The organism is Zooshikella sp. RANM57, from assembly GCF_050749885.1.
In the GTDB taxonomy this organism is placed as follows: Bacteria; Pseudomonadota; Gammaproteobacteria; order Pseudomonadales; family Zooshikellaceae; genus Zooshikella.
Genome location: NZ_JBOIUB010000001.1, coordinates 1,119,678 through 1,137,109, shown reverse-complemented (window position 1 = coordinate 1,137,109; position 17,432 = coordinate 1,119,678). Strand labels below are relative to the sequence as shown.

Genomic DNA, 17,432 nt, shown 5'->3' with positions numbered 1-17,432 from the left:
CCTATTTTTAGCATTCGCTTCCCCTAAATTTACCAGTGAATGGACACTGATTATGCCAGGAACAGGCAGTGGTCATGCAGTAAACCTTGATAGCCTTGGCCAAGCTACTGCAAATATTGCTTCCCCTTTTACCAATACATCGATAGATCCTCTCGTTAATTATCGAGAAATTGTAACAAGTAAAACAGTGCTATCTAAAGCAGCTGCTAAGATCGCTATTCCTTTAGAAGAATTTGGCAAACCTCGCATCAAACTAATAGATCAAACCTCATTAATGCAATTTAAAGTAAATGGCAGTTCGCCTGAACAAGCTCGAGATAAGTCGCTTGCTATTTATCAAGCACTTCAGGATCAACTCGATATTTTACGAAATGATGAAGTAACACGTATCACTGACTCAAGCTTGTCATCAATAGAAGACTTTGGAAGCAAACTACAACAAACCCAATTAGAAAAACTTAATTACCAGAGCCATAACAGTATCATTTCTGTAAGCCAGTTTGAACAATTAATAACGCAAATGGAGCATGATGTTTCTACAGAGCAAAACCTAAAAGCAAGGGAACGGTTTCTTCAGGGTCAAATACAACACTTACTGGCCAGTGTAAGACTTCAACCAGAGGAAGTTAGCTATGCCATCACTCTTAGAAATGATTCATTGTTTCAAGCACAGTTAAGTCGCCAAGCAGAGTTGAAAGTTCAAATTGATGTCACAAAAGCTACCTGGGGCAGTAATCATCCAAAACTAAACCAATTGCAAGCAACGCTTCACTCCATTAACTTAGCAATCACGGAAAGAGGCAAGCAACTTACTGAAAACAAAAATTTATCAACAAGCCAGTTAATTGAGCTTGGCAGTGGTGATATTAAAGCCGTATTACTGGAAAAACTTGCTCAGTTTATGGCTGAAGCCGCCGGAGTAAATAAGCAACTAACTCAGCTCCATATAAATATTAATGGATTAAAAAAGAGAATTGAAAATGGTGCTGCTGATGCAATTAAACTTGAAGAGTTATCACGGAAACAACAAGTCGCTACAACTGTTTTTTCTACAGCGCTTGCCAAACAAGATATTGGTAAAGTTGACCGTTTCGCATCCTATCCCTTAATACAGATTTTAGCCGCACCAACCTTACCTGAAGGTCCAGATAAATTACACATTAAGCTAGCATTACTGGGCGGAATAGCTGCAACACTGTTTATTATTTTCGGATTACTAACGCTATGGATACGCAAACGATTACTCCAGAAAATACTGCAGAGCGGGTCGTCTGGTTTGCCTTAACAGCGACTTACCCTCTCTATTTTACTGGTGCACTTTATATTAGTGGGCCAGTGGTTGCCTGGATACTTTTTTTTCTGTTCTTCCGTCAATGGATATCACCAAACAGAAATTACCAGATACCGCTTGGTATTACATTATGGATTTTGGGTATGCTCACCATGTTAATAGCATTAATTGTAGGACATCTTGATTGGCAACTGGGCACAGGAAAGTTAATAAAATCATCTATTGGCTGGGCTAAAGGCTGGGCATTACTTGCGCTGTTTATTCTTGCAGGTATGTTACCTATTCGTCCTGAGTTAATTTACCGTGCCGCAATGAAAGTATGCCTACATACATTAATTTTATGTCCAGTTTTTATTGGCTCTTGGGTAGTAGGTCTACCAGATACTCCTTATGTCTCTCCCCTAAAAGTTATTGGAGGACCAGGTCCAGAATTTTTCGCGGTATCACTCTACGAAGTTGATCCAGGAAGCGGCTTGCCCCGCTGGCGCCTATTCACTCCATGGGCACCCGCACTTGGATTTGTCGCAAATATTTTTTTCCTCTTTGCACTTCAAGAAAAAAATAAAAAATGGCGATTTATTGGTATTAGTGCCAGTATACTAATGATTTTAATGTCACAATCACGTTTAGCCGCAGTGACTTTAATTTGTATTGCATGCCTCCCAATATTTCTTCGGGTAGTCTTTAGTCTTTATTGTGCATTATTTGGTGCATTTTTTTCGCTGGTATTTGCCATATCTGGAGCAACGATAATAGAGTTAGCATTAAACTTCTGGGAATCATTTAAAGGTGCAAGAGCTGATTCAACGCGTGTTAGGGCAACACTTGCAAATATTGCAGTGCAACGCTGGCAAAGTGAAGCGCCTATTTGGGGACATGGCATTGTCGAACGAGGACCACATTTAGTTGAATACATGCCAATTGGCAGCCACCACAGCTGGTATGGTTTACTTTTTGTTAAAGGTATTGTTGGTTTTTTTTCCTTAGCAATTCCTCTGGTTTTTTCTCTCATAAGTTTAGGTTGGCAAGCCCTTAAACACCCTATGATTCAAACCGGATTTGCCTCATCAGCTATTTTAATGCTCTACACCTTTGGGGAAAACCTAGAGATTCTTGCTTATCTAATTTGGCCTGCTCTTTTAAGCATCGGTCAGGCACATACTAAAACACAACAATTAAAGTATGCCTCTACTCCAACTCCATCAGTCGTCAGTTCATAATATAAGGTACTGTAATGAAAAAACTTAGAACCCTTATATGTATACCACGCTATTGGCCCGCTGTAGGTGGTTCAGAACTTCATACAAGAGAACTTGCACAAAACCTTACACCATATGCTGAAATCACTGTATTAAATCACAATAGCTGCAGCACTTTACCTAATGAACAAGCGTGTGCTAATGCGAAAAATGCAGTATATACTGACCATCAAATACAAGTTCATCAAGTGGCACCCACTAATTGGCAAAGACCACTTTTGAAAGCACTAGCATCAATACATCCTAAAACACGTATAGTCAGGCCTATTTTTGATCATTTTTTCTCTAATGTAAGTCACAATGCCTTAATGCAATTAAGTACGGAAAAAGACCTTATTCATGTTGTTTACAATGGAATGACCTGTGTAGCAGAGCAAGCTTTAAAAGTTGCTAAAGCGCGTGGTATTCCCTATATCTTCACACCACTTACTCATACCCATGCACCTGAAGGCAAAGGATGGTCGTCACCACGATTTCGTCAAATTTACCGCCAATCAGATGCTATCATCGCCATGACAAGTTATGAACGGGAATGGCTTATCCAACGAGGAGCCCACCCAGCAAAAACACACATTTGTCCAGTAGGACCATTGCTGGTTAATGATCCAGATCCCACTCATTTTAGAAAAAGCAAAGGGATTGACCAAGCTCCCATGATTCTCTTTTTAGGACGCCATGTTGAAACAAAAGGATACCAGCAACTGGCTAATGCAGCTAAATATGTTTGGAAAGAATATCCTGAGGCTCGATTTATATTTATGGGTCCACAAACAGAAACATCAGTACTTTTTTTTAAAAGTTTTAATGATTCAAGATTCATGCGTATTCAAGATGTAAGTGAAAATGAAAAATGTTCTGCATTAGCAGCTTGTGATTTACTTTGTGTACCTTCTACCCAAGAAAGTCTTGGCGTCATTTATTTAGAAGCATGGCACTATGCAAAACCTGTAATTGCAGCAAATATAGAAGTGATGCGAACTGTTATCAATGATAGAAAAGATGGCCTTCTGGTAGTTCCGAAGTGCGATTCAATTGCAAAAGCAATTATTGAGTTACTTAAAAATCCTGAATTAAGATTACGGCTTGGTGAAGCAGGCAATATCCGAGTTCAAAAAAATTTCTCATGGACAACGCTGGCTGAAAAAATGGCACAGGTATATCACACAACTCTGAAAAATCATACAAAAATTAAGGTGTCAAGCTGATGGTTACATTGTTAAGAAACAATTTAGCCAAACTGCTTAAAAAACGGCTAAATCAAAACCTACTTTGGATGCTTTATGCTCAGTTTGGTAGCCGACTTTTAAGAGTTATTTGTACTATTATAGTAGCCCGCATTTTAGCACCAGAAGTATATGGTTTAGTCGCACTGGTATTATCAATAAATGAGATGGTACATGTACTTTCTCATGGTGGTATATCAGGAAAACTCATCCAGGCAAAAGAGTCTGAATTACCCATATTATGCAACACAGGTTATTGGTTAAACTGGATTCTATGTATTTTTCTAATGATTTTACAATTCATTCTCGCTTGGCCAATTTCCTGGTTTTATGATAATGGAAATTTAATTTTACCTATTATTGTGTTATCCATTACATACTTATTTTTACCACTAGGGACACTTCAAGCAGCCCTTATCATTAGAGAAAATCGACTCAGCGTTATTGCCCATGTCGAGATATTACAGTCAGTTATTGATGCATTACTCACACTAATGCTTGTTATTGCTGGTTTTGGTCTTTGGGCTTTAGTATTACCCAAATTACTCGTTGCACCGATTTGGGTTTGGCAAATGCTTAAGAACCACTCTTGGCGCCCAACTAAAAATCCCAATTTTAACCAATGGCGTTCAATTATTAATTTTGGCATAAATCTTATTTGGATCGATTTACTTACTGCCCTGCGTAACAATATTGATTATCTTATTATAGGAAGACTGCTTGGAATTGAAGCGTTAGGAATTTACTATTTTGCTTTTAATGCAGGTTTAGGTTTATCTCAAGGTTTATTACGAGCAGCATGTAATGCTATTTATCCCCATTTATGTGAACTTGAAGGACAACTTCAAGCAATAGCTTTACGTATGCTAACAAGTATGCGTGGTATTGTGTTAACATTTTCTCCATTGATTCTATTACAAGCATTACTGGCGCCATTTTATGTACCTATCATTTTCGGTGAAAAATGGCAAAATTTTGGTGCAATACCTTTAATATCCATTCTTTGCATTTCTGCAATTCCAAGACTTTTTAGTGAGTGCTGTTCTCAGTTTCTCAGGGCATGTAATAAACCGAGTACAGATGCAAAAGCCCAAACGCTATTTACAGGTGTATATACTTTATCTATCTATTGTACTGCACATTTTAGCCTAATACATGTTGCATGGGGTGTTTTCGCTTCACAGATAGCTTTTTCCTGTATCTTTGTCTATTGGAGTTTCCACTTAATTTGTCCAGATCTGAAGTTATTTGCACAAAAAGTTTAAGGGAGAAATAACGATGTCAACTACAAGCATACCAACTGTATCTGTCGTAATGCCTGTTTATAATGTAGAAGCATTTGTTGCGAATGCTATATCATCCGTTCTTAAACAAACCTACAATGATTTTGAGTTAATCATCATCAATGACTGTTCTCCAGATAACAGTATTCAAGTCTGTGAACGTTTCAAGGATCCAAGAATAAAAATTGTTCACCATACACAGAACAGAGGTCTTGCAGGAGCACGTAATACAGGAATAAGAAATTCTCAAGGAAAGTTTATTGCCTTTTTAGACTCAGATGATCTTTGGCACCCAAATAAATTACTTCGACATGTTCAACATTTAACTGAAAATCCAAACATTGGTTTATCATTCAGTCGATCTGCATTTATTGATGCAAATGGTAAACCTAATCACTGTTATCAAATGCCTAAATTGAAAAATATTAATTCTGGTTATATTTTTTGCAGGAATCCTGTAGGCAATGGCTCAGCCCCTGTTATTCGCAGAGAAACGCTTAATGCTATCGCATTTGACCACATCCATGATAACATTATCGAACGTTGCTACTTTGATCCTACCCTTCGTCGCTCAGAAGATATTGAATGTTTCCTGCGGATTGCTTTAACGACATGTTGGGAAATTGAGGGAATTCCAGAGCCTCTTACCCTGTACCGACTCAATGCAGAAGGCCTTTCTGCTCAACTCTATAAACAACTTGAATCATGGGAAAAAGTAGCTGAAAAAACCCGTAATTATGCACCTTTATTTTCCAGTCAATGGGAAAAAATAGCTCGTGCATACCAGCTAAGGTATTTAGCAAGACAAGCCATCAGGTTAAAGGATGGTTCAGCTGCAGTAAAATTGACTCATCAGGCTTTAAAAAACCATATACTTATGATTGTTCATGAACCTACAAGAACAATCACTACTATAGGTGCTGCTTATCTATTGAAATGTTTACCCTTTTTGTATAAGAGAATTGAATATCATGCCAGTATACTCATTGGGCTAATGCAGAAAAAAAGAATTCAACAAGACTTAAGTTAACATCGAATGCACTTATTTTTGTAATACTCACCAATAAGCCTGCAGTGCAGGCTGCATTGCAAAATGCAAATACTCTCTATAAATCATATTAAACACTGTAAAATAGTATTCTAACAAATAAAACAAAACAGTTTTATACTTTAAAAATCAAATAGTTAATCTTTACAAATCAAGTTGGCTTAATCTTTGATACGACTATAACAAGCCAGAAAGAAAATAGTCTTCGTTATCAAAGGATAAGCCTAATGCTCACTAACCAAGCGATTACATCAAAAAGTCCTAATAAAAGCTTTTTATTAGGTATTCCCTTTGCCAACATAAACCGTCAAAGCGCTCTAGATATAATTGATAAAATATTAGAACAAGACAACTCAAGCAGTCTTTTCTTTATTAACGCTCATTGCTTAAATACTGCTTTTAAAAATTCAGAATATAATAAAGCGTTACAAAAAGCTTCTATAGTTCTTCCTGATGGAAGTGGCGTTAGCTATGCCTGTAAGATGCTAGGAAAACACTTAACTGAAAACTTAAATGGCACTGATTTATTTCCTCATCTTTGTTCATTATTCTCTAAAAAGAGTAAATCTGTTTACTTACTCGGAGCAAAACCTGGCACAGTTGAGAGACTTGAAGCTTGGATAAAATCAAACTTTCCAACATTAAACATTGTTGGAATTCAGCACGGTTTTTTTCACCCTACTGAAATGAATAGCATCATTGATCATATTAACCAAAGTGGTGCCGATGTACTGTTCGTCGCGTTTGGTGTTCCTAAACAGGAAATATGGATTAACCAATATGAACATCAGTTAAATACAACATTAAATATCGCGGTTGGTGGGTTATTTGACTTTTATGCTCAAAATGTTTCAAGAGCGCCTATTTGGATGCGTAAAGTGGGTATTGAGTGGATTTGGCGTTTGATACAAGAACCCAAAAGAATGTGGAAACGTTATATAATTGGAAATCCACTTTTTCTCTGGAGAGTCTGGAAAGAAAAGCGGTCATTGAGTATATCCCAACCTTCACATAAAAACTTACCTGGCTCTTATAAACAAGTAGTATCTTTAATTCGCTCAAAACTATTACGAATATATTGGCAACTTAAAGCGAAAATACCTTTAAAGGTTAAGCGAGTCATAGATATTTTATTATCCATAGCTGGGCTAGTAGTACTCTCACCTATATGTCTACTTATTATCGTAGCAATTAAAACAGAATCATCTGGTCCCGTTTTTTTCAAACAGACACGTGCAGGCTTGCGTGGTTCACCATTTCTTCTTTGGAAGTTTCGCTCAATGTATCAAGATGCAGAAGAACGACGTGCACACTTAGAAAGCAGCAATGAAATGCAGGATGGGGTTACATTTAAGGTCAAAAATGACCCTCGTGTAACAATAGTAGGAAAGCTAATTAGGAAACTTTCTCTTGATGAAATACCTCAACTATGGAATGTATTTAAAGGAGAGATGTCTCTTGTTGGACCTAGACCTGCATTATACAGCGAAATAGAAAAATATAGTTTTTTACAGCGTCAAAGACTAGATACACTTCCAGGCTTAACCTCTGATTGGGTTATTGCCGGTAGATCAAAAATTTCTTTCAAACGACAAGCTGAGTTAGATATTGACTATGTCCATCATCAAAGCCTATGGCGAGATATTAAATTAATTTTTCAAACAATTCCAAGTCTTATTAGTGGGCAAGGTGCTTACTAAAAATAAAAGGAGCCGTTTTATGCAAGCAATTGTTTTTGCTAACCGTCATGGTAACGAACTTAATCCTCTTAATGAATATAGCAGTCCAGCCATGCTTCCAGTATTAGGTAAACCTGTACTTGAGCACTGTTTAGAAGAGTTAAACCTGAATAACGTTAAAGAAGTATTTTTAGTGATAAACAGCAATCAAGAAATTATAAAAAACCACTTCCAAAGTGGTCTGAGGTGGAGTTTAAACATTAACTATATAGAACAACACATAAATGACTCACCGGATAAAATTAAAGATGAACTTAGTGAAGTCCTAAATTTCCCTTTTATAGTTGCAAGAGGAGATATCGTTAGAGGAACACATGAGTGGAATTTATCCAACGAAGTTGTATCTACAGCGTATACAAACTTAAATAACAAATTTTTAGGGCTAATTAAAGTATACTCCAAAGATTGCTCTATTGACTGTATTGGCTGGCCTTTGACACACCCTAAACAAATTAATACGGAAGCAATCAACTGTACCCTTGAGAATTTCCTTATTGATTCACCATCATCTTATCACCAACTGGTATTAAATGAATCTACAAATATTAAAAGTTTAATACCCAGTGGTATCAAACAGTCATTTAATCTCATTACAGGCAAGAGAAGTTTAATCCAACTCAATTCACTCATGCGGGGTAAAGCATTTGTGGGTGATCATAGTTATATCGATAAAGGTGCACAGTTAATTGGACATGTATCAATAGGCAATGACTGCTTTATAGACCGAGGAGCAAAAATTATTAATAGTATTATTTTAGATGATACTTACGTAGGAGCTGATGTCGAAATTATGAACGCTATCGTTTTTCAAAATAAAGTTATCCGTGTTGATCTTGCAATTAATTCAGTGATTAGAGATTCTTTCATTCTTACCAAGAACACCTCAAGTGAGAGAGGTTGCTCCAATATTTTAAAGATAATCAATATGATTTCTAAACTACTTAAACCCTTTAGCTCATTTTTAATTAAGACATAAACACAATTAATAGTATTAAACCAGCTTTCTAAAAATAGTTTAAAACATAGAGTTGTCAGGAGATGATCAGTAAATAGCACGATACAAAAGGAAATCAGATTAGTTGATCACATTCTACAAACAAGCAGACACCCATAAATTATACTCAATTATGGATAAAGATAAGTATATCATATACTTACCACAAAAATAACCATATAAAACAACAAATTTCACAATCACTCTGGTGACTTCTTGCTAATAGATAACTGTACTTGATTGCTGCACATTGCTAGCTAAACTAAAACATATTATTTTCTGATGTTATGTGTAGTTCTGACTATGGACCCAGCAAAGCCTATTGATTTAACCGGTATTTTCATCCCACCACAACCTAAGTTGATACAGCAAGTCAGAGCCGTTGGTGATGATATCCATAAATTTGCTGAAGTCATCAGTACTGATCCTGGTATTGGCTCAATGGTACTCAAAACAGTCAACTCTCCAGCCTTTACCAGAGCAAATAAAATAAACTCTATTCCTCAAGCTGTGCTCCTATTAGGCTGCTCCTATGTCACAAACATTATCAATGGATTATTACTGAAGCGTTCGTTTGATCATGTAGATGCGCGTGCACTTGAAAACTTCTGGCAAGGTGCTAAAGATGTTTCACTGACGATGGTTTTATTAGCCAGACAGCTAAACATTCTTGCCGTTGATGAAGCCTATATCATTGGTTTATTCCATAATTGTGGCATTCCCTTAATGTTACAACGGTTTCCTGATTATCTGACTATTTGTCGTGACGCTTATGATGAATCGGTTGATGACATTACTGCGTTTGAAGATACTCATTTTCAAACCAATCACTGCATTGTCGGCTATTACGTCGCAAAAGCATGGCAACTGAATAATGATACTGCAGAAATTATTCGCGATCATCATCATTTAACACCCGTTGCAGATAAGTCAGCCTATTTTAAAGGTAATGATCAAGATGACCTTATCTGTTTGTTAAAAATGGCAGAACATATTTGTAAACTGTATGAAAACATTGGTGGGCAAACCACAGATCATGAGTGGGAGCGAAATAAAGCGATGATTTTAGCACACATGGGCCTTTCAGATCTCGATTTTGATGACTTACAGGAATTAACGCGCGATCAGCTCGGCTTATGATAAAGCAGACTTTAACTCAACCACATTATCATCAGGGTCTTTTATATATAATGATGGGCCTATCCCTTCAGCACCATAACGATCCTCAAAGTTTCCAACAGTAAGACCATTTTGCTCTAAAAAATACTTTAGTTGTTCATTCGATATAGGTTCCAAAACCAAACAAAAATGATCGAGATTCCTTTCAGTTACTGTCGGTGCACCACCACCACTCCGTCCCAATTCACTATCCACATCAACAATATCAATTAATGCATTGCCAGCACGTAACTGTGTTAGTCCAACTGATTTAGCTAACTGCCGTTCCACAACACAGCCAAAAATACGGCAGTAAAAGTCTATCATTATCTGAGGTTGAGCTGTCCTAAGTACAATATGATCAATACCTCTAACATGAACTGTTTTCTCTTGCATTTCTCCTCACCTGCCCCTCATTCACTTGGTTAAAATGAAACACTATTATTTTTGAACGTATGTTGTAATTTTCAGATATGAAATTTATGAGGAAAAAGGTTAATTGCAAATCGTTACAAAAATACAAATGTTAAATACAAATCATTCTCATCTTTAACTTTATACTGCCCACAATTTAATGTCACAACATAATCACAGAACAGTTTATGTGCTTTTTGATGGCATAAAACATCAGTCCAATCTCTACCCATAATGAAGGGTATCAAAGTCATAGCATGGAGTTGTAAGATATGACGACTTGGGAAACACCCACAACTGAAGAGTTACAACGTTGGTTGACTGATACTTATGATGTATCAATTACTGCAATTGACGAATCAGGATTTAAATGGAAGGTTCAGGGCGGACCACTTCCACAAACTATGCGTTTTATCAGCTTAACAGATGCCAAGCAGTCTTTAGAAAAAGGCTTCATTCGTCGTCGATCAAAACATTTAGCCTTGCTTTTTCGTAAGTTAAGGGGGCGTAATGGACATACACTTCATTCCCTTGGTAACACTGAATCAGGACCTGTTGTGGTTATTGATGGCGGCGATGACCTGGCAGTAAGTCTTGAAAACTCTGGTTTGCCAAGAAAGTTAGTGCAAGCAGTACAAGCAACGGGTCTATATCCAGGATTTATCGCGGTTGTTCACAAAGGCTGGTTAGGTGCAATGGAAGAGCGTAATGAAGCCAGTGAAGCGCTCAGTGAATTAAAAAGCAAGCTCGCCGAATTACAAGAAGAATTAATCACCACATTAAAAACCGAGCTTGAATGGAAACATCAATTTATAGAAAACCAACAATTATCCGCAGATCAAGAACTCATTATAAAACATCTGCAATTTAAAAAAGCCTTATTTCAACAATTCCAAGCATTAACTAAAAATAACCAACATCCCATTGATGATCAGCTTATCCAACTGAATGAGCTTATTACATTAATCACCAGTGAACGTCATCGATTGAAAAACCTGATTCTCTCCCCTCAGAGTCATCAGGACAACTATCCTGACGCTCTGAAAAAATTACTAACGCTCTTAAGCCATAACACACTCTTTGATCCTAAATCACCTCAAACACAGGATACATTACAAAAGTTAGCAGAATACAGAAGCTTACATGAGGAACGCTGGTTATCATTTGTTGAAAGCCGACTTGCTGCAAACTTTACAGAGTCGGGATTAAGTTCAATGTACTGGGGTATGCTAGCATTTGAAAGTCGTGCGACTACACAACTGTTGTCAGGTAATGCAACGCTCCCTTTAAGCGAAACATTGGGCGTTATTGGGGACGGTCTTAATGTGATTGGTCAATCACAAATGGTCCTTGCCGGCTTGGCAAAAGCTGGTATTGGCATTCACGAAACCAAAAGCATTCAAGACTGGCTACATACGTTACGCAATAATGATCTGCTAAAATCTGATCGCTCATTCAATGAAGTCAGCAAAATCATCGATCATTTTTATAGCAATCAACGTAATGCCCATATTGTTGATACATTTGGTAGTACACTGCTCACAGCCGGTCAGTTGTGCATGATTTTAGGAGGACCTTATGGTATTGGCATAAGTGCTTTACTGTTTACGGGCGTTGGCGCAACCATTGGTGGTGTAGGTTTTAGCCAAGCAATGGCGCAATACATGAACCGCACTTTTAATCTGATCGAAACACCCTCTGAGACAGAAAAAGCAATTTTAACGCGCGAAACAGAAACTGACGAATCACTACGCTCGACATTATTGCGCCGTATTAATGATCTATACCACTTTGCGAAAGACCAAGCACCAGCCCGAGTTTGGCAAAAAATATATCGACAAATCATTAAAAACCCCGAGTTAACGATTGAAAAGCTATTCAATAAACTTCATAAGCAATTCGATAAAGGAAGCAACCACTATCGACAACTTTATAAAGAAGCATTGAATAAAATTGAACAGTCACCAAATGATATCAAACTCATTGATCACGCACTCAAGCTTGCCAAGTCAAAATCAAACTCGCTAGATAACACAACAAACCTTCAACATGGTTTAGCACAGAGGGATTTATTTAATCAAATAAGTAATCATTTAAAAGCATTACATGATGAACAACCTTATCAAACAAAATCACTCTCTTTAGCTGAAAGTGTCGAGCAACTTTTTGCCTTTGCTGACGAACTAGGTTTTAGTCATGATTTAGAGCGTCGAATTGTTAGCTATTTAATTAATGATACGGCTGTTCGTCGTAAACTTACCGTCAATGCAAGTGACTATATTAGCGAAATAAGTGCTGTAAAAAGTAAACTTCCCTGGAATATTCCAAACCCACTCAGCCCCCTCATCCATGTGATTGAACTTGTCAGAGGTCCTCGTGCAGAACCAATAAGACCACTTTTTCGTATTTCCTGGGGACATAAAAAAACCAGTGTACTCATGTTTGAGCGGGAAAAATTTCTGAATGAATTACAAAATCCTGAACGACTATCCCCAACAGCACAAGAAATTTTATACGGGCTCTTTTTCCATAAAGAAGGTATTAGCAGCTTATTTGGCCACGATACTCGTAGTGTTTTTGCCAGCGCATTAAATAGTTTAGGCAAGCGTATTTTACGCTCTAATGTATTGCGACCCATTATGCATGGTATTCGTAATCAAGTTGAACTAAGTGAATTACTTTTCCCCATTCTCGAAGCTGAAAGTCATGCTAAAAACCGGTTGGGCTTATCGAGTGATGAACTAAGTAACGTATTTTTAGCTGCAGGAAAAGAAAATATAACTCAAGCAATGACTTTTGCGGCTAACCACAATAAATTAACGGCCTTATCTCACTCACCAGATCATCAAAAACCAACCGACTTTGTAGAAATAATCCGGACACTACCTTTAGGCAATAAAAACGTCCTTGCCGATGGACAAAAAATTTCACATTTAATCAATCAACTGCGTGATAATGCTAATAACACCGCGAATCATTCTTCTCAGTTGCTAGAGCTTTCAATTCACGACAGAGTACTAGCAATCATTCAATATAAAAATCATCTTGCAGTCTATGACCCAGCTACAGCTCAAAGCTGGCAACTCCCTAAAATATCCTCCCTTAAGACATTGCTATCCGAGCTTGGTTTGAACAAGCAAGCTTGGCAACTTAATGTTTATCAACCAACTCGTTTACTACAAAATCACATTTCGTCTTTACAACAACTGACGAAGACCTATATTCCTGAATGGGAAACTCTATTATTGGCAGATCAACGATTTGGCCATATTGCTCTTGGTGAGCATAAATTATCTCGTATTGATTTATGGCAACTGGGTATCACCTACAATAACCAATTAATTTCTGCCAATGAGTTGGCCAATCTCACTAACCTCAATTTGCTAGAAAATGATTCTTTATCTTTAAATGCTGAACACATTGAGCATTTATTAACGCGGGTTAACGGCGATCAAGCAGATCACTTATTATCTTTAACAAAAACATTACTCGTATCTAATAATGAAAGTTCATCATTAACACTGTCGGGTAATGAAACAACACAACAGCGACTCAATACTCGGCTTAATGCTATTCAACTGCTTGACCAAGCCAGCATCCAGCTCACTGTCATCAATGATCAGCTATCAAATACCCTAAAACATCTACAAAGTATCGAGCAACATACCAAAACATTTTATGCACCTCAGCAACATGGAAAACATAAACTACAGCGTCTAACCGGGCATTTATCTCGATTTAACTTAGGACTTCAGTTAAGCCGGTTGCCTGGAGGTCTCTATCAAACATTAACCGCCGCTCATGAGGGAGATACTTACAATGCTTCACGAGAGGGCATCGCAGTATCCATGGATACATTGGATGTTACTCTGGATGTTTTAGCCAACAGTCGTCGTATTCAATCTTTATCCAGCCGATTATCCAGTGTTGCTGGAAAATTAGGGGCATTTACCAACTTAGTGGGTGCAGGTATTGGTACATGGTATGCCGTAGATGCTTTCAAAACAGCGGCAAATACTCAAGGTGATGAGCGTATTGATGCTATTGTTTCAGGCTCTTTAGCTGTGGCTGGTACGATCATTTCTGTTATCACAGGTATTGCATCCTTAGTATCAGCCACTGCAGGTCCTATTGGGGTAGCCATTGGTTTAGCAATCAGTATCGCACAAGGTATTTATAATGCGGTTCGGGTCACTCAAAACTTGCGTTCAGCAGGCATCAGTGAAGGCGACTTGTGGCGCACAGGTGTTGCTGTGTTTTTTGGCTTTCCCGTGCCTGAAGATGTGCAAAATAAAGCTGCCTATAACCAAACCTTTGCCGCTTACCAGTCTCAAATGAGTAAGCAGTTTGAACAGCTTCAAAAAAACGGTATTGATAAACTTGTGTACAGTGAAGGCCATATTGAAACAAGTTATGGCAAAGTCATTGGTGGTATTTCCGGACGGCATGATTATTATCAATTATCACCTGAGCAAATGGCTCGCTATAACGCTCATAAACCACCTTATGCACCGGGCCATGTCTTTGGACAAACCCCTAAACCTGCATTGATCAAAGCCTTAGATAACTTGAACCCGAATGGTACTACACTCATCATGCTAGGTAGTGGTTATGATATGGCACAAGGCGATTTAAATCGACGAAATATTTTTCAAGTTTCTGGCTGGGGAAGAAAACATCTTTATGGTGGTAATAAGAATGATATTTTCGAATTACTCCATTGGCGCCATGGCGAAGGTAATATCGACAATGGCCGATCTGAATTTATTGGAGGTCAAGGTGAAGATACTTTTTCAGTACGAAATTATTTTACATCCCCCCCTAAGAGCACAAATTATTCTGTTAATATAAACCTAACAGAAGGTTTAGGAAGAACAAGTCATACCTATGGATTTATTATTAGAGATATAGAGCACTTAATAGGCTCAGACTACAATGATCGGTTTATTGGTAATGCCAAAGACAATACCCTTACAGGATTCGCTGGTAATGATAAATTAATAGGTAACGAAGGTAATGATCACTTAGCGGGTGGCGAAGGCAATGATTTGCTTGAAGGCGGCAAAGGCCATGATAGCTATATTATTCAAACTCAAGATATCATTACAGCAAACAGTATAGATATCATTAATAACTACGATAATCATTACCAGAAAAACTGGCAGGAATTATACAACGACTATTACGCTTCAGCAAAATCGCTTCGAGATAGGGGTATTAGTTATTTATCAGATAACTGGCAACATACTATTAATTTTCAAGCTAAACATCACGCTGATCATCACACACAGCATCCTCAAGCAGATTTACCGACAAATCCAGCAACAGATTTTCTGATTACAAATCTCAATACAGTGTCTGCAAAAAAATCTGCAAAAAATGAGGACTTAATTTTACAAGTTAATACCAGTTGGTTAATATCACAACGAATTCAGCATCAAATAACAGCACTTTTACAATCAACATCATCAGAAGCAACATTTAAGCAAAAAGCACAAAAAATTATCGAGCAGCAGTTAACTGAGTACAATCTACCAATGCATTACGTACAAAGTTGGGTAGATAAACTCACCTCACATTCATCTAAAGCAGAATACTTTACTACATTTAAAGATATTCACTCATTTTTGGCATCGCAAATAAAAGATAAAACGCAGTTTGCTACAATCAAAAATTATTTTAAAGGACGTGCTTATCAACACATTTCACTGATGGACACACTCGGTAATCACTATAGTTTTAGTGTAAATGGTCATCCTACAACAAGCAGTGAAACCCACGAAGACAATCCCACTGTTGTTGCTGATTCATTGCTGTTATCTGATACCAACATTAAAGAGCAAACACACGTAGACCTCAGCCAACACATCCTACAATTTGATCAACAAGCCGTTCAATCAATGCTAAGCCAGCAAGTTAACCATGTTAAAGGCTCTAAAGTAAGTGACATAATAAAAGGGAATCAACAGAGTAATATGCTTGTGGGTTATGCTGGAGTCGATCAGCTCTATGGCGAAGCTGGAGATGATATTCTGGTACTTGGTAAGGATGGTGGATTAGCCGTTGGAGGTGAAGGGGCTGATACATACCAGATTACAGTCGATGATAGCCATGCTGTAATCGACACACGCGCCTCTGATGATCAAATGGATACTATCCAGTTAATTTCTGGTCAGAACAGCTTATTTAAAATTCACCATGCTAATACACATGTTATTAATGCCAAGTACGGAAATACCCAGTTAACCATTAAGCACGCATTAAAAAATAGCCAGCATTTAGCACTTGTTATCAACAATAGTCAATCAACACTTGAAGGAGAACAACATTACACGATTAATAACAAAGGAGAAGTTACACTACAACTGCTTGATTTATCACATGCCTCATCTACTCACTACAGGTTGGACTTAGCACAAAACCGTTATACCTGGTATCAATCAGGAAAACAGGGCGACGTAAAATTCAGTCATTACAGTGCATTTGGTGAATCTAATACGCTTAATGAATCACCACTCATCATCAAATTAAGTGATAACGATGATCATATTAAATTGAACCATGGCGTATATATGATAGATGGAGGTCAAGGAAATGATAAATATACCCTTGATAATATCAATACAACACTGGTACTAAATAATCAACAAATAGATAGTGGCTTGGATACCATTCACTGGCAAAATTTGGACTTAAAACACCTCAGTGTTCAACGTAATGAACAGAGCCTAATTTTACAAAATGCAGCTCATGTACAACAGGCAATTATCTTAAAAGAGTGGTTTAAAACTAAACATAATACAGTTATTGAAGACCGCTATGGAAAACAACACCAAGTCAGCCAACTTGCACATGCCATCAGCAGCATGCCCACTGAACATGAAGGGTCTCTGACAAATGATCACAATAACAGAGGTGTCAGCAACAGCTTATTAACCGCAACAGCAATGTCTAATCGCTTGAGTTAAGTAATAAAATAACGCCTCACATATAGCTTATTTTAGTTATATGTGAGGAATACAC

10 protein-coding genes are annotated in these 17,432 nt (G+C 37.5%); 9 read left to right on the top strand and 1 reads right to left on the bottom strand.

The genetic code is table 11. The features are described 5' to 3' along the window. Nucleotides 1-52: 52 nt before the first annotated feature. From ACQ96U_RS04400 to ACQ96U_RS04365, 8 genes are all read left to right on the top strand, one after another. Complete coding sequence (locus ACQ96U_RS04400; protein WP_431720017.1) at nt 53-1,285, top strand: hypothetical protein; 1,233 nt, start codon at nt 53-55, stop codon at nt 1,283-1,285. Further along, nucleotides 1,225-2,511, top strand: coding sequence for an O-antigen ligase domain-containing protein (locus tag ACQ96U_RS04395; RefSeq protein WP_431720016.1), 1,287 nt, complete (start codon nt 1,225-1,227; stop codon nt 2,509-2,511). The genes ACQ96U_RS04400 and ACQ96U_RS04395 overlap by 61 nt, the downstream gene beginning before the upstream one ends. Nucleotides 2,512-2,525: 14 nt before the next feature. Next, nucleotides 2,526-3,755 carry a glycosyltransferase family 4 protein gene (locus ACQ96U_RS04390; RefSeq protein WP_431720015.1) on the top strand — a complete coding sequence of 410 codons (1,230 nt, stop codon included), beginning with the start codon at nt 2,526-2,528 and terminating at the stop codon, nt 3,753-3,755. Beyond that, nucleotides 3,755-5,038, top strand: coding sequence for a lipopolysaccharide biosynthesis protein (locus tag ACQ96U_RS04385; RefSeq protein WP_431720014.1), 1,284 nt, complete (start codon nt 3,755-3,757; stop codon nt 5,036-5,038). Before ACQ96U_RS04390 ends, ACQ96U_RS04385 begins: the two co-directional genes overlap by 1 nt. A gap of 13 nt (nt 5,039-5,051) precedes the next feature. Next, on the top strand, nt 5,052-6,086 hold the full coding sequence (locus tag ACQ96U_RS04380) for a glycosyltransferase family 2 protein (RefSeq protein ID WP_431720013.1): 1,035 nt from the start codon (nt 5,052-5,054) through the stop codon (nt 6,084-6,086). A 245-nt stretch (nt 6,087-6,331) separates the two neighbouring features. Beyond that, entirely contained in the window at nt 6,332-7,804 is a 1,473-nt protein-coding gene (locus ACQ96U_RS04375; protein WP_431720012.1) for a WecB/TagA/CpsF family glycosyltransferase, read from the top strand. A gap of 19 nt (nt 7,805-7,823) precedes the next feature. Next, a complete protein-coding gene (locus ACQ96U_RS04370) occupies nt 7,824-8,819 on the top strand; it encodes a sugar phosphate nucleotidyltransferase (protein WP_431720011.1) in 996 nt (331 codons plus the stop codon). A 321-nt stretch (nt 8,820-9,140) separates the two neighbouring features. Continuing rightward, the gene (locus tag ACQ96U_RS04365; protein ID WP_431720010.1) at nt 9,141-9,977 is read left to right on the top strand and encodes an HDOD domain-containing protein; all 837 of its coding nucleotides are present in this window, start codon (nt 9,141-9,143) and stop codon (nt 9,975-9,977) included. Here ACQ96U_RS04365 and ACQ96U_RS04360 read toward each other — a convergent pair. Then, complete coding sequence (locus tag ACQ96U_RS04360) at nt 9,972-10,391, bottom strand: VOC family protein (protein WP_431720009.1); 420 nt, start codon at nt 10,389-10,391, stop codon at nt 9,972-9,974. The genes ACQ96U_RS04365 and ACQ96U_RS04360 overlap by 6 nt on opposite strands. Before the next feature lie 290 nt (nt 10,392-10,681). On the opposite strand from ACQ96U_RS04360, the gene ACQ96U_RS04355 reads away from it, so the two are divergent. Continuing rightward, complete coding sequence (locus tag ACQ96U_RS04355; RefSeq protein ID WP_431720008.1) at nt 10,682-17,377, top strand: calcium-binding protein; 6,696 nt, start codon at nt 10,682-10,684, stop codon at nt 17,375-17,377. The last annotated feature ends 55 nt before the right edge of the window (nt 17,378-17,432 follow it).

Bases quoted from the DNA above. Each gene is read 5' to 3' on its own strand.
- ACQ96U_RS04400 (WP_431720017.1), top strand. From the start codon at position 53: ATGCCAGGAACAGGCAGTGGTCATGCAGTAAACCTTGATAGCCTTGGC.
- ACQ96U_RS04395 (WP_431720016.1), top strand. From the start codon at position 1,225: ATGGATACGCAAACGATTACTCCAGAAAATACTGCAGAGCGGGTCGTC.
- ACQ96U_RS04390 (WP_431720015.1), top strand. From the start codon at position 2,526: ATGAAAAAACTTAGAACCCTTATATGTATACCACGCTATTGGCCCGCT.
- ACQ96U_RS04385 (WP_431720014.1), top strand. From the start codon at position 3,755: ATGGTTACATTGTTAAGAAACAATTTAGCCAAACTGCTTAAAAAACGG.
- ACQ96U_RS04380 (WP_431720013.1), top strand. From the start codon at position 5,052: ATGTCAACTACAAGCATACCAACTGTATCTGTCGTAATGCCTGTTTAT.
- ACQ96U_RS04375 (WP_431720012.1), top strand. From the start codon at position 6,332: ATGCTCACTAACCAAGCGATTACATCAAAAAGTCCTAATAAAAGCTTT.
- ACQ96U_RS04370 (WP_431720011.1), top strand. From the start codon at position 7,824: ATGCAAGCAATTGTTTTTGCTAACCGTCATGGTAACGAACTTAATCCT.
- ACQ96U_RS04365 (WP_431720010.1), top strand. From the start codon at position 9,141: ATGGACCCAGCAAAGCCTATTGATTTAACCGGTATTTTCATCCCACCA.
- ACQ96U_RS04360 (WP_431720009.1), bottom strand. From the start codon at position 10,391: ATGCAAGAGAAAACAGTTCATGTTAGAGGTATTGATCATATTGTACTT.
- ACQ96U_RS04355 (WP_431720008.1), top strand. From the start codon at position 10,682: ATGACGACTTGGGAAACACCCACAACTGAAGAGTTACAACGTTGGTTG.